Annotated in this window: 19 protein-coding genes and 1 tRNA gene; 10 read left to right on the top strand and 10 right to left on the bottom strand. The window is 63.8% G+C overall.

The window, feature by feature from the left end; translation table 11 throughout:
- Position 1 precedes the first annotated feature (1 nt).
- The 6 genes from AC0WRY_RS00460 to aroA all read right to left on the bottom strand — a co-directional run bounded on the left by AC0WRY_RS00460 (position 2) and on the right by aroA (position 6143).
- The gene (locus AC0WRY_RS00460; protein WP_194405178.1) at positions 2–394 is read right to left on the bottom strand and encodes a lipopolysaccharide assembly protein LapA domain-containing protein; all 393 of its coding nucleotides are present in this window, start codon (positions 392–394) and stop codon (positions 2–4) included.
- A gap of 69 nt (positions 395–463) precedes the next feature.
- On the bottom strand, positions 464–769 hold the full coding sequence (locus AC0WRY_RS00465; RefSeq protein ID WP_007598410.1) for an integration host factor subunit beta: 306 nt from the start codon (positions 767–769) through the stop codon (positions 464–466).
- A 170-nt stretch (positions 770–939) separates the two neighbouring features.
- Positions 940–1920 (bottom strand): signal peptide peptidase SppA, encoded by a 981-nt coding sequence (sppA, locus tag AC0WRY_RS00470; RefSeq protein ID WP_194405179.1) that lies wholly within the window; start codon positions 1918–1920, stop codon positions 940–942.
- Between the two features lie 276 nt (positions 1921–2196).
- Positions 2197–3903, bottom strand: coding sequence for a 30S ribosomal protein S1 (gene rpsA / locus AC0WRY_RS00475; protein WP_194405180.1), 1707 nt, complete (start codon positions 3901–3903; stop codon positions 2197–2199).
- 267 nt (positions 3904–4170) lie between these two features.
- Entirely contained in the window at positions 4171–4809 is a 639-nt protein-coding gene (cmk, locus tag AC0WRY_RS00480) for a (d)CMP kinase (protein ID WP_194405181.1), read from the bottom strand.
- Entirely contained in the window at positions 4806–6143 is a 1338-nt protein-coding gene (gene aroA / locus AC0WRY_RS00485) for a 3-phosphoshikimate 1-carboxyvinyltransferase (protein ID WP_194405182.1), read from the bottom strand. The genes cmk and aroA overlap by 4 nt, the downstream gene beginning before the upstream one ends.
- Positions 6144–6303: 160 nt before the next feature.
- Here aroA and AC0WRY_RS00490 point away from each other — a divergent pair, with 160 nt between their 5' ends.
- Both AC0WRY_RS00490 and AC0WRY_RS00495 read left to right on the top strand, forming a co-directional pair.
- On the top strand, positions 6304–6711 hold the full coding sequence (locus AC0WRY_RS00490; RefSeq protein ID WP_028133602.1) for a TIGR02300 family protein: 408 nt from the start codon (positions 6304–6306) through the stop codon (positions 6709–6711).
- Positions 6712–6806: 95 nt separating this feature from the next.
- Positions 6807–6882: transfer RNA gene (locus AC0WRY_RS00495), tRNA-Ala, on the top strand.
- Positions 6883–6924: 42 nt separating this feature from the next.
- Here AC0WRY_RS00495 and AC0WRY_RS00500 read toward each other — a convergent pair.
- Positions 6925–7386 (bottom strand): MarR family winged helix-turn-helix transcriptional regulator, encoded by a 462-nt coding sequence (locus AC0WRY_RS00500; RefSeq protein ID WP_491122540.1) that lies wholly within the window; start codon positions 7384–7386, stop codon positions 6925–6927.
- 155 nt (positions 7387–7541) lie between these two features.
- Between AC0WRY_RS00500 and AC0WRY_RS00505 the strand changes: the two genes are divergently transcribed.
- The 8 genes from AC0WRY_RS00505 (at position 7542) to AC0WRY_RS00540 (ending at position 14842) form a co-directional block, all read left to right on the top strand.
- Positions 7542–7967, top strand: coding sequence for an organic hydroperoxide resistance protein (locus tag AC0WRY_RS00505; protein WP_061023501.1), 426 nt, complete (start codon positions 7542–7544; stop codon positions 7965–7967).
- A gap of 177 nt (positions 7968–8144) precedes the next feature.
- Complete coding sequence (locus AC0WRY_RS00510; RefSeq protein WP_246776386.1) at positions 8145–9350, top strand: CaiB/BaiF CoA transferase family protein; 1206 nt, start codon at positions 8145–8147, stop codon at positions 9348–9350.
- Between the two features lie 218 nt (positions 9351–9568).
- On the top strand, positions 9569–10885 hold the full coding sequence (ugpB, locus tag AC0WRY_RS00515; RefSeq protein WP_194405184.1) for a sn-glycerol-3-phosphate ABC transporter substrate-binding protein UgpB: 1317 nt from the start codon (positions 9569–9571) through the stop codon (positions 10883–10885).
- 50 nt (positions 10886–10935) lie between these two features.
- A complete protein-coding gene (ugpA, locus tag AC0WRY_RS00520) occupies positions 10936–11817 on the top strand; it encodes a sn-glycerol-3-phosphate ABC transporter permease UgpA (protein WP_194405185.1) in 882 nt (293 codons plus the stop codon).
- Entirely contained in the window at positions 11817–12665 is an 849-nt protein-coding gene (ugpE, locus tag AC0WRY_RS00525) for a sn-glycerol-3-phosphate ABC transporter permease UgpE (RefSeq protein ID WP_194405186.1), read from the top strand. Before ugpA ends, ugpE begins: the two co-directional genes overlap by 1 nt.
- 13 nt (positions 12666–12678) lie before the next feature.
- Positions 12679–13767, top strand: coding sequence for a sn-glycerol-3-phosphate import ATP-binding protein UgpC (locus tag AC0WRY_RS00530; protein ID WP_194405187.1), 1089 nt, complete (start codon positions 12679–12681; stop codon positions 13765–13767).
- A 326-nt stretch (positions 13768–14093) separates the two neighbouring features.
- Complete coding sequence (locus AC0WRY_RS00535; RefSeq protein ID WP_028133593.1) at positions 14094–14519, top strand: Hsp20 family protein; 426 nt, start codon at positions 14094–14096, stop codon at positions 14517–14519.
- Between the two features lie 50 nt (positions 14520–14569).
- The gene (locus tag AC0WRY_RS00540) at positions 14570–14842 is read left to right on the top strand and encodes a BQ00720 family protein (protein WP_011083553.1); all 273 of its coding nucleotides are present in this window, start codon (positions 14570–14572) and stop codon (positions 14840–14842) included.
- 350 nt (positions 14843–15192) lie between these two features.
- On the opposite strand, the gene AC0WRY_RS00545 is transcribed toward AC0WRY_RS00540, so the two are convergent.
- From AC0WRY_RS00545 to hpf, 3 genes are all read right to left on the bottom strand, one after another.
- A complete protein-coding gene (locus tag AC0WRY_RS00545; RefSeq protein WP_491122541.1) occupies positions 15193–16260 on the bottom strand; it encodes a tetratricopeptide repeat protein in 1068 nt (355 codons plus the stop codon).
- Between the two features lie 171 nt (positions 16261–16431).
- On the bottom strand, positions 16432–16893 hold the full coding sequence (gene ptsN, locus AC0WRY_RS00550; RefSeq protein WP_008141251.1) for a PTS IIA-like nitrogen regulatory protein PtsN: 462 nt from the start codon (positions 16891–16893) through the stop codon (positions 16432–16434).
- A 227-nt stretch (positions 16894–17120) separates the two neighbouring features.
- The gene (gene hpf / locus AC0WRY_RS00555) at positions 17121–17738 is read right to left on the bottom strand and encodes a ribosome hibernation-promoting factor, HPF/YfiA family (RefSeq protein ID WP_211415263.1); all 618 of its coding nucleotides are present in this window, start codon (positions 17736–17738) and stop codon (positions 17121–17123) included.
- Between the last annotated feature and the right edge of the window lie 22 nt (positions 17739–17760).

The following is a 17760-nucleotide window of genomic DNA, read 5'->3' on the forward strand; positions in this document are numbered from 1 at the left end:
TCTACAACGTCGCGCGCTGCTTGTCTCGCCCGATGGGCCCGTAAAGCCCGACCCCGGAGGGAACGGGAAGGCGCTGGGACTGTGGCCTTGCTGCAGCCGCCTGGGCCCGCAGATCGGCCAGTTCGCCCTTGGCGGCCCGGGCATCCGCCTCATGCCGGCGCGCGGAGCGCCGCCAGTGCCGCTGGCCGAACCAGACGGCGCAGCCGCCGGCGAAGACGCCGATAGCCGCCACCAGGATCAGCAGCAGGAACAGCGGCAAGGTGACCGACAAGGACGGGTCGTTCGCAATGAAGGGATCGAACGAGACCGTGACGAAATGCCGGTTGGCGACGGCGAAGGTCACCAGGATCAGGCCCAGCGGAAGCACGATCAGCGCGGTCAGGAACTTTCGCATCTCGCTTTGCTCGCCTTGAATCAAGCTTGCGGCCGCATGCACGACCGCAAGACAAATCCCCATGCCAGCTCAGTCTGGGGCGCCCGGATCCGGATGATCGCGGTTCAGCCGCTCGCGCATTTCCTTGCCGGTCTTGAAGAACGGAACGCTCTTCTGATCGACGGGCACATGCGCGCCAGTCCGCGGATTGCGCCCGGCGCGTGCAGGGCGATGCTTGACCGAGAAGGCACCGAAGCCGCGCAGCTCGACGCGGTCACCGCGTGCGAGGGCCGCTACGATCTCTTCGAGAATCGCATTCACAATGTTCTCGACATCCCGCTGGTACAGATGCGGGTTGTGCTCGGCGATACGCTGAACAAGTTCGGATTTGATCATCGAGAGATAGGACCCGGAAGCGTGCGGATGACCATTTCCGTGAAAATACCTTGATCTGTCAAGACGCTAAATGAAGGCTGAGCGTCGTGAAAATGCGTGACAAATGCCGAAAAAGCGGGCTGTCCCGATGCCCGTCAGACGGGAAAACCTTGGGAAGCTCGCCCGGCCCCTCAGTTTGAGGCGGCCGGTTGCCACAGAGCCAGCATTCCATCCATTCCAAACCGATCGACCGCCTGCGCGACGCCGGTTTGCCCGATTTGATGCGCAATCGAGCCTAAACCAAGCGCTTCCAGCGTGACGGCGGCCGCCGTCTTGAGGAACGGCAGATCGCCAAATCGCGGCTCGAGCTTGTAGTTGCGTACCGGCAGACCCTTCTTGACGCTCTTGTTCTCGACCAGCCAGGTCACCGCCGTCTTCTCATCGCCGATCTGGTCGATCAGCTTGAGATCGATCGCCTGGCGTCCGGTGAAGACGCGGCCGTCGGCCACTTTCTCGAGCTGCGTGTCATCCATGCCACGCCGTTCCTTCACCAGTCCCCTGAACCAGGCGTAGGAATCCTTCACCAGCGCGTCGAGGGCGGCGCGCGCCTCGGGACTGGTCGGCTCGAAACCATTGGGTGCGGCCTTCAGAGGCGACGACTTCACCTCCTCGACCTTGACGCCGATCGTCTTCAAGAGCTCGGAGACGTTGGGATATTGGAACAGCACGCCGATCGAGCCGACCAGCGAGCTCTGCTGGGCGATGATGTGATCGCTGGCGATCGCCGTGATGTAGCCGCCGGAGGCCGCCAGGCCCTCGACCACAACCACCAGCGGCTTCTTCGCTTTCAGCCGGACCAGCGAATCGTAGAGCTGCTCGGAGCCGGCGGTGGTGCCGCCCGGCGAATTGATGTGGACGATGACGGCGGCGGCCTGCGAATTCTCGAGCCGCTCCAGCGCCTGCGTGCGATCGGAATCGCTGCGGATCAATCCCTCGATCTGGACCCGCGCGATCGAGCCGGCGGATACGAAGGACCCCCGCGCACCCGGCGTCGCAATCAACGCGACGCTTGCGATCGCCGCGATCGCGATCAGCGCGGCCATGACGCGCCAGAACGTCAGCTTGCGACGGATCCGCCGACGGTCGACGATGATGTCCGAATCGAGCGACATCGGAATATCTCCAAATGAAAGACTGGACGCGTTGTGCCGTCACGAGATGACCGACGGCTTATCTCGATACATCAATTGCGGCGCAATTTGAAGAAAACAAGGCTGTAAGCGGTAGCTGCGTAGCCCGGATGGAGCGCAAGCGTAATCCGGGGCCGTCACCGCGCCGAAAGACCTTCCCGGATTACGCTTTGCTCCATCCGGGCTACGGGCAACAAGGCCAACAAAAAAGCCCCGGCTTGCGCCGGGGCTTCGATGTCAGCGAAAGCTGCGTTTCGCTTACTTGCTGTCGCGGTTCTTGAGCGCGGTGCCCAGGATGTCGCCGAGCGTCGCACCCGAATCCGAGGAGCCGTACTGCGCGATGGCTTCCTTCTCTTCGGCGACTTCGAGCGCTTTGATCGACACCTGGACCTTGCGGGCCTTCTTGTCGAACTGGATGACGCGGGCATCGACTTTCTCGCCGACGGCGAAGCGTTCGGCGCGCTGATCGTTGCGGTCACGGGCAAGCTCGGAGCGCTTGATGAAGGTCGAGAAGTCGGTCCCGGTGATCTTCACCTCGATACCGCTTTCCTTCACTTCGAGCACTTCGCAGGTCACGACCGCGCCCTTCTTGACATCGCCCGGCTCGGCGAAGGGGTCGCCTTCGAGCTGCTTGATGCCGAGCGAGATGCGCTCCTTCTCGACGTCCACGTCGAGCACCACGGCCTTCACCATGTCGCCCTTCTTGTAGTTGTCGATCACCTGCTCGCCCGGAAGCTTCCAGTCGAGGTCGGAGAGATGGACCATGCCGTCGACGTCGCCCTCGAGGCCCAGGAACAGACCGAACTCGGTCTTGTTCTTGACTTCGCCCTCGACCACCGAACCGGTCGGGTGACCTTCGACGAAGACCTCCCACGGATTGCGCATGGTCTGCTTGAGGCCGAGCGAGATGCGGCGCTTGACGGAATCGACTTCCAGCACCTGCACTTCGACTTCCTGCGAGGTCGAAACGATCTTGCCGGGGTGCATGTTCTTCTTGGTCCACGACATCTCGGAGACGTGGATCAGGCCTTCGATGCCCGGCTCGAGCTCGACGAACGCACCGTAGTCGGTGATGTTGGTGACGCGGCCAGTGAAGCGGGCCTGCAGCGGGTACTTCGCCTCGATGCCCTGCCACGGATCGTCCAGCAGCTGCTTCATGCCCAGCGAGATGCGGTGCGTCTCGTGGTTGATCTTGATGATCTTGACCTTCACGGTCTGGCCGATCGAGAGCACCTCGGTCGGGTGGTTGACGCGGCGCCACGCGATGTCGGTGACGTGCAGCAGGCCGTCGATGCCGCCGAGGTCAACGAACGCACCGTAATCGGTGATGTTCTTGACCACGCCGTCGATGACCTGACCCTCTTCGAGGTTCTGCACCAGCTCCTGGCGCTGCTCGGCGCGGGTCTCTTCGAGAACCGTGCGGCGGGACACCACGATGTTGCCGCGGCGGCGGTCCATCTTGAGGATCTGGAACGGCTGCGAGTTGTTCATCAGCGGCGCAACGTCGCGGATCGGACGGATGTCGACCTGCGAGCGCGGCAGGAAGGCCACGGCACCGTCGAGGTCGACGGTGAAGCCGCCCTTGACCTGGTTGAAGATGACGCCGTTGACCTTTTCGTTGTTCTGGAACGCCTTCTCGAGCTTGCCCCAGCTCTCTTCGCGGCGCGCCTTGTCGCGCGACAGCACGGCTTCGCCGAGGGCGTTCTCGATGCGGTCGAGGAACACTTCAACCTCGTCGCCGACCTTCAGTTCACTGTCACGGCCGGGGCCGGAAAATTCGCGCAGGGCGACGCGGCCCTCGGTCTTCAGGCCGACGTCGATGACGGCCATGTCCTTTTCAATTGCAACCACCTTGCCCTTGACGACGGAGCTTTCCTGCAGGTTGCCGCCTGCGAAGGACTCGTCGAGCATCGCGGCGAAATCGTCGCGCGACGGGCTATAGGTATCAGCAGAAGTCGAAGCCATTTGTTCTCCAGTTGCGGATGTCGTGCCGGCCGTTGGGTTCATGGGCGCATCGCACACGCAGTGTCGGAAGGTCCGCAGAACCTTCGAGCGACCGCTCGCAGCCCCGGCTTGACACCGGAACGGCGGAAGCGGGCCGGCTGAGGCCCGCGCGTTCGATACGTGGAAATCTTGTGTCCGGAGCCTGGATCGCGCCGGTCCCGAAACAGGGACCTGACGTATCGACCTCAAAGAGCGGGAGCGGGCACTTCCTCCAATGACGGCGGCGGCTTAACCCCGCGACCGGCCCGCTCGGACGGCCTCGATAATGTCGATGGCGGCCCGGACGCCGCTCTCTATATCCAGTTGGGAGTTATCTAGCAAGTAAGCATCCGGGGCGGGCTTTAAAGGCGCAATCGGCCGGTTCTTGTCGCGTTCGTCGCGCTGGATGATATCGGCGAGCACGGCGGCTTCGTCGGCCTCCTCGCCCCTGGCCTTGGCTTCCATGGTCCGGCGGCGGGCGCGGACCTTGGGGTCGGCGACGACGAAGATCTTCACGTCGGCATCGGGGCAGATCACGGTTCCAATGTCCCGGCCATCAAGCACGGCGCCGGGCGGATCGGCGGCGAATTGCCGCTGGAAATTGACCAGGACCTCGCGAACCCTGGGGATCGCCGAGACGATCGAGGCGCCCTCGCCGGCCTTCTGGGTCTTCAGGGCGGGATTGCCGAACTTTTCGGGATCGAGCTCCAGGGCGGCCTGCACCGCGGCGGCCTCGTCGCGGAGATCATGACCTGATTGCATCAGGGCATAGGCCACCGCGCGGTAGATCACGCCGGTATCGAGATGACGATAGCCGTAATGGTGCGCAAGACGCTTGCCGAGCGTCCCCTTGCCCGAGGCCGCGGGCCCGTCGATGGCGATGATCATGAAAACTCGGCCCCTAAAGAACGCATCATCGGAATGAAGTCCGGGAAACTCGTGGCGATAAAGGCGGTGTCGTCGACGGTCACGGGCTGATCGGAGGCGCAACCCATCACCAGCGCCGACATCGCGATGCGATGGTCCATGTGGGTGGCGACGGTGCCGCCGCCGGGAACGTGGCCGCGTCCCTCGACGATGAGATCGTCGCCGGAAATGGTGACCGTCACGCCGTTGACGCGCAGCATGGCGGCGGTGGCCTCCAGCCGGTCGGATTCCTTGACGCGCAGCTCCTGGAGGCCGCGCATGATCGTCGTGCCTTCGGCGAAGGACGCCGCCACGGCCAGCACCAGATATTCGTCGATCATCGATGGCGCGCGTTCGGACGGCACCTCGACCCCGCGCAGTTTCGAGGCGCGCACGCGCAATTGCGCCATCGGCTCGCCGGCGTCACGACGGACCTCGCTTTCCTCGATCGAAGCGCCCATCTCGCGCAGCGTCGTGAAAAGACCGGTGCGCAGCGGGTTGGTCATGACATCGGACAGGACGACATCCGAGCCCTCGACGATCAGCGCTGCGACGACCGGAAAGGCCGCCGAGGACGGATCGGCGGGCACCACGACGGTGGCACCATGCAGTTCGGGCTGGCCCTTGAGCGTGATGCGGCGGCCGTGCTGGCCTTCCTGCGCCGAGGTGATGTCGGCGCCAAAATGCTTGAGCATCAACTCGGTGTGGTCGCGGCTGGCCTCGCTCTCGATCACGGTCGTGGTGCCCGGTGCGGCAAGGCCGGCCAGCAGCACCGCCGACTTGATCTGGGCCGAGGCGACCGGGGTCGTGTAGGTGATCGGCAGCGGATCGCGCGCGCCCTGAAGGGTCAGGGGCAGGCGGCCGCCCTCGCCGCCGGAAATGACCTTCGCGCCCATCTTTTCCAGGGGATCGAGGATCCGGCGCATGGGGCGGCTGCGCAGCGAGGCATCGCCGTCGAAAACCGCCGAGATCGGGCAGCCGGCGACGGCGCCCATGACCAGCCGGCAACCGGTGCCGGAGTTGCCGAAATCCAGAGGGGTCTTGGGCGTGGCGAAGCCCGCAACGCCCACGCCGTTGACCTTCCAGGCAAAATCCCCGGTGCGCTCGACCCTGGCGCCCAGCGCCTGCATGGATTTGGCGGTGTTGAGGACGTCCTCACCCTCGAGCAGGCCCGATATCCTGGTCTCGCCGACCGCGAGCGCGCCCAGGATCAGCGCGCGGTGGGAGATCGACTTGTCGCCGGGCACCCGTACTTTCCCGGTCAGGGGACCGCTGGCGCGAGACTGAAGCGGCCTCGGTTGGTCGGAATGAGTCAAGATTGTGTCCTTGGATGAGCCCTGAGGGGACTGCGGCGCAGGTACCACATGGTCCGCGCCCCGTCACGGGCATGTCGTTCTCCCGTAATGCGCTATTGACAGCGGGCCGCCAACTAGCCAAGTGAAACACCGCTTTTCAGACATTCCCAGGATTCCTGCCGTGGCCAAGTCCGAACTCGGAACCAAACGTATTTGCCCGACCACGGGCAAGAAGTTCTATGACCTCAACAAGAATCCGGTGATCTCGCCCTATACCGGCGAAGTCGTGCCGATTGCCCCGGTGGCGCCGGCGCGTATGCCCCGTGGCGCCGAAGCCCGGCACGCGGCGACAGCGGATGCTGCGCCCGAGCCGGCAGAGGTCGAAGAGGTCTCGCTCGAGGAGGCCGACGCCGAGGAGAACACCGGCAAGGTCAAGGCCGTGGTGCCCGAATCCGAGGACGATATCGAGGTCGACGAGACCCTCGACGACGACGATGACGATGATTCGACCTTCATTGCCGATGAAGAAGAGGGCGATGAGGACGTTACCGACATCATTGGTGATGTCGGAGGTGATGAAGAGACTTGAGATCAGTCCTGATCTGTGAAAAAGGGTGCACCGCGCGAGTCGCCAGGACTCGCCGGTTGGGGTGATCCACCAGATTTCACCCCGTTAAGGACTAAGGGGCCATAGCTCAGCTGGGAGAGCGCTTGCATGGCATGCAAGAGGTCGGCGGTTCGATCCCGCCTGGCTCCACCAGCCTTCGCCCGCTTCGAAGGCAAAGCCGGCTCTGGCGAAACGCTACTTCCCGATCACCGCATTCAGCCGATCCCTGAGCGCCACGATCTCGTCCTTCATCGCCACCAACTCCGACACCGAGCAATCCGACGCCGCCAGGATCGATTGCGGCACGGCACGCGCCTTCTCCTTCAGGGCATGGCCTTGCGCCGTCAGCGCGATCAGGACCTGGCGCTCGTCCTCGCTGGAGCGGGTGCGCTTCACGAGATGCGCCGCTTCCAGCCGTTTCAGCAGCGGGGTCAGGGTGCCCGAATCCAGGAACAGCCGCTCGCCGATGTCCTTGACCGGCACGTCGTCGCGCTCCCATAGCACCAGCATCACCAGATATTGCGGATAGGTCAGGCCGAGCCGGTCCAGCAGCGGCTTGTAGACGCGGTTGAAGGCATGCGCGGCCGAATAGACCGCGAAGCAGATCTGGTTGTCGAGCCGCAGCGGCGCGTCCGCTGCCGATGATTTTCGGGGCATGGGAATCTCTTTGGGACTTGTCTCATTCTGGCGCCGCGCGCCGGCACATTCAATTGCGAACAATTAAATGTGAGACGGCGAAGTTTCAATTGCGCACAATCTAATTGTCTGCGATATAGATCGCACCCCCACCCCAAGACCCCAGGGAGACGACAATGTCCGTGAACGTCCTCTACAAGACCAGCGCCAAGGCCACCGGCGGCCGCGACGGCCATGCTGCGACCCTCGACGGCGCCCTCGACGTCAAGCTCACCACGCCGAAGGAGCTCGGCGGCGGCGGCGGCGCCGGCAACAATCCCGAGCAGCTGTTTGCGGCCGGCTATGCCGCCTGCTTCATCGGCGCGATGAAGTTCGTGGCCTCGCAGGGCGGCCCGAAGGTTCCCGCCGACGCCTCCGTCACCTCGACCGTCGGTATCGGCCCGCGCTCCGAGGGCGGCTTCGGCCTCGATATCGACCTCGCGGTCTCGCTGCCGGGCCTCGCCCGCGCGGAGGCCGAAGCACTGGTCGAAAAGGCCCACCAGGTGTGCCCCTATTCCAACGCCACGCGCGGCAATGTCGACGTTCGCCTGACGGTCGTCTGATCGGAACGGCGGATTGGCCGGCCCGAGATCCCCCTCGGGCCGGCCACTTGCGTTGATTTGCCACGCCGCGGGACTGACGCTCGGCGGCGCATATGGCCCTACGCGAGGGCCCATTGCTGGCGCAAACAAACCTCGCTAGGCCTGTGACCAAAGATCGACACAGGGGAAGCGAAGGCAATGAGTTCTGAAGCCGCCACAGGTGCCATGAGCGGACTGCGCGTCATCGATCTCACGCGCGTGCTCGGCGGTCCCTACTGCACCCAGATCCTCGCCGACCACGGCGCCGACGTGATCAAGGTCGAGCCGCCCGCCGGCGACGAGGTGCGCGAATGGGGTCCTCCCTTCCACGAGGAGGACGCGGCTTATTTCGTCGGCATCAACCGCAACAAGCGCTCGATCGGCCTCGACCTCGCCTCCGAGGGCGGCCGCATCGTGCTGCTCAAGATGCTGGAGACAGCCGACGTCCTGATCGAGAATTTCAAGCCGGGCACGCTGGAGAAATGGGGCATCGGCAACGACGTCCTCAGTAGGAAATTCCCGCGTCTCGTGCATTGCCGGATCTGCGGCTTCGGCGCCGACGGTCCGCGTGGCGGCAATCCCGGCTATGACGCCATCATCCAGGCCATGACCGGCATGATCGCCGCGACCGGCTCGCCCGAGAGCGGGCCGATGCGGATCGGCGTGCCCTTGGTCGACATCACCACCGGCCTTTATGCGGCGATCGGCATCCTGATGGCGCTGTCGGAGCGGCAGCGTTCGGGCCAGGGCCAATTCCTCGAGACCACGCTGTACGAGACCGGCCTTGCCATCATGCATCCGCACACCGCGAATTATTTCATGCATGGCAAGCCGCCCTCGCTCACCGGCAACGAGCACCCGAACCTCGTGCCTTACGCGATCTTCCCGACGAAAACCGACAACATCTTCATCGGCGTCGGCAATGACGGCACCTTCCGCAAGCTCGCCAAGGAGATCGGCAAGCCCGAGCTCGGCACCGATCCGCGCTTTGCCCGCAACAAGGACCGCATCGCCAACCGCGAGGCGCTGCGCGCCGAGCTTGCCGCCGTGTTCAGCCAGCACGAGGCCGAGCCGCTGTGCAATCGCCTGCTCGCCGCGGGCCTGCCCGCAGGGCCCGTGCAGAAGATCGACCAGGCGCTGACCAATCCGCACACGATCGCGCGCGGCGATATCATCGAGAAGGACTGGTACAAGGGCGTCGCCTCCCCGATCCGGCTCGACCGCAGCAAGCCGAGCCTGCGCCGGCTGCCGCCGAAATTCAGCCAGCACGCAGCCGAGGTGCTGGGCGAGTTCGGCTACTCCAGGGCCGAGATCGACGCGATGGTCGAAAAGGGCACGGTCTGCGGCCCCGAGCGCAAGCGGTAGAGGCCACCTCCGTCCAACGAATGATGCCGCAGTGCGGCGCGGGCACGATAGTGCACCGCGAACGGAGGAGGCTGGCTGTGGCCTCTTCGCCTATTTGACGACTTCCCATTTAGCAGCGCTTGCTGCTTTCGTTTCTCCCGCTTACACAGTCATGTGAACGTCATATGGCACTGCTAGCGCAAGCGCTTCTTTAGTGACGGGCAAGGGAGGTTTTCTTGATGGCTCTTCGACATTTTGGCACGGCTGCTGCTGTTGCACTCACGGTTGGTCTCGGCGCCTCGCCGGCATTGGCCGTGACCGAGATCCAGTGGTGGCACGCGATGACCGGCGCCAACAACGACGTCATCGTCAAGCTCGCCAACGACTTCAACGCGTCGCAGAGCGATTACAAGGTGATCCCGACCTACAAGGGCAACTACGCCGATACGATGAATGCCGGCATCGCGGCGTTCCGCGCCGGCAACGCGCCGCACATCATGCAGGTGTTCGAGGTCGGCACCGCCACCATGATGGCCGCGACCGGCGCCGTGAAGCCCGTCTACAAGCTGATGGCCGAGGCCGGCGAAAAGTTCGATCCCAAGATCTACCTGCCCGCCATCACCGGCTACTACTCCACCTCGAAGGGCGAGATGCTCTCGTTCCCCTTCAACTCGTCGTCGACCGTCATGTGGGTCAATCTCGACGAGCTGAAGAAGGCCAATGTCGCGATCCCAAAGACCTGGCCCGAAACGTTTGAGGCCGCCAAGAAGCTCCATGACAACGGTCATGCGACCTGCGGGTTCTCCAATTCCTGGGTCACCTGGGTCAATCTCGAGCAGCTCTCCGCCTGGCACAACGTGCCGCTGTCGAGCAAGGCCAACGGCCTCGACGGCTTCGACACCAAGCTCGAGTTCAATGGTCCGCTCCAGGTCAAGCATCTCGAGAAGCTGGTCGAGCTGCAGAAGGACAAGACCTACGATTATGCCGGCCGCACCAACACCGGCGAGGGCCGCTTCACCTCGGGCGAATGTCCGCTCTATCTGACCTCGTCGGCATTCTTCGGCAACGTCAAGGCGCAGGCCAAGTTCGCCTTCACCGCGGTGCCGATGCCCTATTACCCCGACGCGAAGGGCGCGCCGCAGAACTCCATCATCGGCGGCGCTTCGCTCTGGGTCATGGGCGGCAAGCCGGCCGAGGAGTACAAGGGCGTTGCAAAATTCCTGACGTTCCTCTCGGACACCGATCGCCAGGTCTATATTCACAAGGCCTCGGGCTACCTGCCGATCACCAAGGCGGCTTACGAGAAGGCCAAGGCGGAAGGGTTCTACAAGGACCAGCCCTATCTCGAGACCCCGCTGCTCGAGCTGACCAACAAGGAGCCGACCGAGAACTCCCGCGGCCTTCGCCTCGGCAACATGGTTCAGCTGCGTGACGTCTGGGCGGAAGAGATCGAGCAGGCGCTCGCCGGCAAGAAGACCGCCAAGCAGGCGCTGGACGCGGCCGTCGAGCGCGGCAACACCATGCTGCGTCAGTTCGAAAAGACCGCCGTCAAGTAAGGTCACGGATGGCAGGCCGGGCAACCCGGCCTGCCACTCCTGCGGACATCATGCAAAAGCAAGCCATTTTCCAATCAAAGCTGTTGCCGTATGCGCTCGTTGCGCCGCAGCTCGCGATCGTCCTGATTTTCTTCTACTGGCCGGCCCTGCAGGCCGTGATCCAGTCCTTCCTGCAGCAGGACGCCTTCGGCCTGTCGACCACCTTCGTCTGGTTCGAAAATTACGTCGAGCTGTTCGGGGATTCCGCCTATTTCGAATCGATCCTCCGCACCTTCTTCTTCTCGTTCGCCATCGCGGTCTCGTCGCTGTCGTTCGCGCTGCTGCTCGCGGTCATGGCCGACAAGCCGCTGCGCGGCTCGATGCTCTATCGCACGCTGCTGATCTGGCCCTATGCCGTGGCGCCGCCGGTCGTCGGCGTGCTCTGGATCTTCATGCTGCATCCCTCGCTCGGCGTGATCGCGCGTTATCTGCGCGCCCTGGGCATCGACTGGAATCCGCTGCTCGACGGCGACCAGGCCGCAACGCTGATCATCCTCGCCGCCGCCTGGAAGCAGATCTCCTACAATTTCCTGTTCTTCCTCGCCGGCCTGCAGAGCATCCCGCGCAGCGTGCTCGAAGCCGCCGCGATCGACGGTGCCCGCCCGATGCGAAGGTTCTGGACCGTGACCTTCCCGCTGCTGTCGCCGACCATCTTCTTCCTCTTGGTCGTCAACATCGTCTACGCCTTCTTCGACACCTTCGGCATCATCGACACCATGACCCGCGGCGGCCCCGGCAAGTCGACGGAAACGCTGGTCTACAAGGTCTATTCCGACGGCCTGCTCGGCGGCAATCTCGGCAGCTCCGCGGCGCAATCGGTGGTCCTGATGATCATGGTCATCGTGCTCACCGGCATCCAGTTCCGCTTCGTCGAACGCAAGGTGACGTACTGATGGTCGAGGAAGAGGGCTTTCGGCGCTATGTCGCCCACGTCATCCTCTGGATCGGGATCGCGATCGTCGCGTTCCCGGTCTACATCGCGATCATCGCCTCGACGCAGGAGAACGCGCTGATCGCGAACGGGCAGATGTCGCTGCTGCCCGGCGGTCATTTCTTCGAGACCTACTACCAGACCATCTTCGTCGGCACGAGCGGCTCGACCCGCGAGCCGGTCGGCCACATGATGCTGAACTCGCTGGTGATGGCGCTGATGATTGCGGTCGGCAAGATCGCGATCTCGATCATCTCGGCCTATGCGATCGTGTATTTCCGCTTTCCGCTCCGCATGCCGATCTTCTGGCTGATCTTCATCACCCTGATGCTGCCGGTCGAGGTGCGCATCTATCCGACCTACAAGATCGTCGCCGACCTGCACATGCTCGACAGCTATGCGGGCCTCGCGCTGCCGCTGATCGCCTCGGCCACGGCGACGCTGCTGTTCCGCCAGTTCTTCATGACCGTGCCGGACGAACTCCTGGAGGCCTCGCGCATCGACGGCGCCGGCCCTTTGCGCTTCTTCTGGGATACGCTGCTGCCGCTGTCGCGCACCAACATGGCGGCGCTGTTCGTGATCCTGTTCATCCTCGGCTGGAATCAATATCTCTGGCCGCTGCTCATCACCACCCGCGACGACATGCAGACCATCCAGGTCGGCATCCGCAAGATGATCACCACCACCGACGCGCTGACCGAATGGCCGATCGTGATGGCGACCGCCGTGCTGGCCATGCTGCCGCCGGTGTTCGTCGTCGTCGTGATGCAAAAATTGTTCGTGCGCGGGCTGGTCGAGACGGAAAAGTAAGAAGCGAGTTTTCATGGCTAACGTCACCCTGCGCAACGTCCGCAAGACCTATCCCGGCGGCTTCGAGGCCATCAAGGGCGTCAACGTCGATGTCGGCGACGGACAGTTCTGCGTGCTGGTCGGACCAAGCGGCTGCGGCAAGTCGACCTTGCTCCGCATGGTCGCGGGCCTGGAGACCGTCACCGGCGGCGAGATCGACATCGGCGGCAAGGTCGTCAACCAGGTCGAGCCCGCCGATCGCGACATCGCGATGGTGTTCCAGAACTACGCGCTCTATCCGCATATGAGCGTCTACAACAACATGGCTTACGGCCTGCGCAACCGCGGCATGGCGGAGGCCGAGATCAAGACCCGCGTCGAGGAAGCCGCGCGCGTGCTCGAGCTGTCGCCGATGCTGGAGCGCAAGCCGCGCCAGCTCTCCGGCGGCCAGCGTCAGCGCGTCGCCATGGGCCGCGCCATCGTGCGCCAGCCGAAGGTATTCCTGTTCGACGAGCCGCTGTCGAATCTCGACGCAAAACTGCGCATCGCGATGCGGGTGGAGATCCGCAAATTGCAGCGCCGGCTCAACACGACCTCGATCTACGTCACCCACGACCAGCTCGAGGCGATGACGCTCGCCGACATTCTCGTCGTGATGAATGGCGGCCAGGTCGAGCAGGTCGGCAATCCCCTGGCGATCTACGAGAAGCCGGCGACCACCTTCGTCGCCTCCTTCATCGGCGCGCCGCCGATGAATCTGATGTCGACGCGGCCCGAGGAAATCCGCGCGCAGCTCGCCGGCAGCAGTGCTGCCGATGCCGGCATTCTCGGCATCCGTCCGGAAGACTTCGTCATCACCGACCAGACCCCGGCGGGCGGCGTCGCCTTGCCGCTGACCGTGGAAGCGATCGAGCGCGTCGGCGCAGAAACTTTCGTCTATGGCTCGCGCGAGCAGGAAGAGCAGCACCTCGCCGCCACGCCCGGGGAGCTGCCGCCCGGCGAGATCATCGTCCGCATTCCCGGAACCGATGCCCCCGCCATCGGCGCGAAAATCCGAGTCGCTGCGGTACGCAGCAAGCTGCATTTGTTCAGCGGCGACGGCCGGACGCGGCTCGAGGCCTGAGGGTTCCGAGGCCTCCCAAACCAAAATTACGAAAACAACCCCATGCACAGTAGAGGGGGCTTTGTTTTCGTTGGGAAAAATCCGCGACGGAAAGCCATCACGCCCGGGCTTGTCGGCTCAGCCCGTACGACATCACTGAGAGGCGTCCGGAGACATGGCTGACACATGGGTGACAGCAGAATGGACGGGCGACCGACATGCCCCCAATCCACAGCATCCCGGCTACCTGCTTGAACCAACACGGGAACGTGCCCATATTGCGTCTCAAGGGGCGCCTCTATGGGCCCCGACACACCAAAGTCGCTTCTGCGAGGACTTTGTAAACTATGTCTCGTGTTCCCACGTTATCCAGTCCGTTCCTTCTGGGCTTCGACGAGATTGAGCGCGTGCTCGATCGCGTCGTCAAAGGCGCCGACGGCTACCCTCCCTACAATATCGAGAGGTGCGACCGATCGGACGGCCAGCCCGAGCGTTTGCGCATCACGCTGGCGGTCGCCGGATTCACGCGCGACCAACTCGATGTAACCATTGAGGAAAACCAGCTCGTGATCCGTGGGCGGCAGCAGGACGACAAGTCCCGGCAATACATCCATCGCGGCATCGCCGCGCGCCACTTCCAGCGCACCTTCGTGCTGGCAGAGGGGATGCTGGTGCTGGGTGCGGATCTGAAGAACGGGCTGTTGTCGATCGATCTGGCCCGGCCTGAACCGGAGAGGATCGTTAAGACAATCGCTATCAATGAGCACGAATAATGGAACGAGTAGCGGACTCGACCGCTTAGTGTTCCAGAGGAGTCGAGACCATGAGTGAAGGTCACGTTGCGTTCGAATACGAAGCCAAGAACGTCTCGCCCGAGACGCTGGCAACCCTCGGCGAAGGCCATATCGCCTATGTGAAGCAGATCCGCTCGGAAGACGTGCCGGGCCTGTTTCCCGAAGCGCCGAAAATCGCGCCGGGCCTCAAGCTCTTCGCGCTCCACGCCGCCGACGGCACGCCGATCATGCTGACCGACAGCCGCGAAGCCGCGGTCGCCAACGCCTGGAGCAACGAGCTGCAAGCGGTGAGCGTGCACTGAGCGCGCGAGCGTCGCACGAAGATTAGGATTTTGAGCGGGCATGCCTTCGCAGGAAGGCGTGCCCGTTTTCATTTGTGTGATGACGTCTCGGCTTTGTCATTGCGAGCGCAGCGAAGCAATTCAGAATCCCTCCGCGGAAAGACTCTGGATTGCTTCTGCGCTCGCAATGACGGCGTATAAGGCTATCGCACGCTCAGCTCTCGTGCCCCGGACGCAGCGCAGCGTCCCTTCGACGGTGCGCTGCAGAGCCGGGGCCCATGCGGCTGACCGCAATCCGTGAGGCGCTGGGTCCCGGCTCTGCGCAGCAACGCTTAAGCGTTGCTGCTGTCCGGGACACGCGCCACTCTCATTCACTTCAGAAAGCCAAGCCCTTCGCGCGCGGTGTCGACCGCCCATTTGTCGTTCGGCGGCAGCGCGAGCACGTTGTTGAAATCGGCGCGCGCGTGCTTTGGATCCGACATCATCATGTAGAGGAGGCCGCGATTGGCCGGCGCGGCCTGGTTCTTCGGATCGAGCCGGACTGCGTCGTTGTAGTCGGCGAGCGCACGCGTGTGCTCTCCCATGTCGCGAAGCAAGGCGGCACGGTTATTGTAGGCCGCCGAATTTGCGGGCTCCAATCGAACCGCTTCGTCGCAATCGGCGAGGGCGCGCTTGTCGTCACCCTTCCTGTGCCAGGCGAGGGCACGAGCGAGATAGGCTCTCGCGAAAGCCGGGGTCATCCGCGTGACCTCGTCAAACTCCCGGATGGCCCCGTCGGCATCGTCCTTTTTCAGGAGGATGACCGCCCGGCAATAATGGCCGCCGGCTTTGCCCGGCTCGAGGCGAACGGCGCTGTTGCAATCGTCGAGCGCCGCGTCGATTTCGCCCTTCCCGACATGGATCGTGCTGCGCAGCTCGTAGGGCCAAGCGGCAGCGGGGTTACGCCGCATCGCCTCGTTGTAATCGGCGACGGCGCGGTCGGTGTCGCCCTTCGCGGCGTAGGCTTCACCTCTCATGACGGTGGCAAAATAGACCTGCTTGGGATTGCGTTCGATCGCCTCGGTGAAGCCGACGATCGCGCCCTCGAAGTCGCGCTTGTTGAAATATTCCTGGGCACGCGAGGTGTAGGATGGCCCATAGCCGGGATCGAGACGAATGGCTTCGTTGTAGTCGGCCATGGCGTGATCGCGATCGCCTTTGGCGGAATAAGCGCGGCCGCGGCAATTATAGGCCCGGCCGAAATTCGGATCGATCCGGATCGCAGCACTGCAATCCTCGAAAGCGCGATTCCAGTCGTGCTTGAGGTAGTAGGCTTCGCCACGCAGTTCGTAGGCGACCGCGTTCGTCGGGTCGGCCGCGATGATCTCGGACTTCTCCGCGATGACGCGGTCGTTGGAGGCCTCGTCAGCATGCGCTGCGGCCGTGGTGATCACGGACACGGAGCAAAGCAGACCAAAAACCCGACCGATCGAACCGCACATCATCTCTGAAAATTCCCGCGCCAAATCGGCGCCGGGACGCACAACGATCAGAGCTGACGGAGACATGTCATGGCGCCCGGCCTAGACATTAGGTCGCAGCCGGCGCGGCTCGGGTTCGAACCGGAAGACTTACGCCGCGGTCGCCGGCGGCAGGGCCAGCACCGAATAGATCGCCTGCGCATCGCGCGAGGCGCGGAGCTTCTTGGCGATGTCCTGGTCGCGCAGGAGGCGGGCGATGCGGGCGAGGGCCTTGAGGTGATCGGCGCCGGCGCCTTCGGGGGCGAGCAGCAGGAAGACCAGATCGACCGGCTGGCCGTCCATGGCCTCGAAATCGATCGGGCGGTCGAGCCGCGCGAACAGGCCAAAGATCTTTTCGAGCTTGGGCAGCTTGCCGTGCGGGATGGCGACGCCATAGCCGACCGCGGTGGTGCCGAGCTTCTCACGCTGCAGCAGCACCTCGAACACCGAGCGCTCGTTCTGCCCGGTCAGCTCGGCGGCCTTGGCCGCGAGCTCCTGCAAGGCCTGCTTCTTGCTGTTGACCTTCAATGCCGGGAGAATCGCCTCGGGTGCGACCAGATCGGTAATCGGCATGGAGGCTTTCCGAGGTGAATTAAACCGTCAGGTTCCGAATTGGCCAGCTTGATAGACCAAGCCGAGCCAGCGTCAATAACGTGAAGCAGGAAGGGGACTTAGCCCAAAGTCCTGCCAAGTCCAGATGTGGGGGGCTTCTACTCCAACGCAATCCCGGTGCCAACTCCCGCGTGCGGCTTTGCCACGGTCATTGTTAAGGGCCGGGATCGTACGGAGCCCCGCCCCGCCTAACCGCCCGCCTTGCCATCGACCTTGCCGTCCACCTTGGCCCCCGGCGGATCGATCCAGCCGACATTGCCATCCGCCCGGCGGTAAATGATGTTCACCCGGCCCGAAGAGCCATGCTGGAAGACCAGGCACGGGGCACCGCTGAGGTCGAGTTCCATGACCGCCTCGCTGACCGAGAGCTGCTTCAACGAGGTGGTCTGCTCGGCGATGATCACGGGGCTGTAGCCGGTGACGTCCTCCTCGCCCTCGCCGGGCGCCTCCAGCACGTAGGCTGTCGCGTCGAGCGCAGCCATGGCCTCGGAGGCGACATGGGCCTTGCGGGCGGAGCGGTCCTTGAGCCGGTTCTTGTAGCGGCGCAGCCGCTTCTCGATCATCAGCAGCGCCTGGTCGGCGCTGGCATAGGCATCCGGCGCGTTCGAATCGGCCTCGAGCGTGATCCCCGAATCGAGGTGCAGGGCGCAATCGGTGCGGAAGCCGAAGCCGTCCTTGCTGAGCGTGATGTGGCCGGAATAATTGCCGTCGAAATATTTGCGCAGCACCTCGTCGGTGCGGTCGGCGACGCGGCCGCGCAGGGCCTCGCCGACGCTGATGCTCTTGCCCGAAATCCGAAGAGTCATGGGATGCCTCGCTTGATTTGCT

This window comes from Bradyrhizobium sp. T-12 (genome assembly GCF_058314695.1).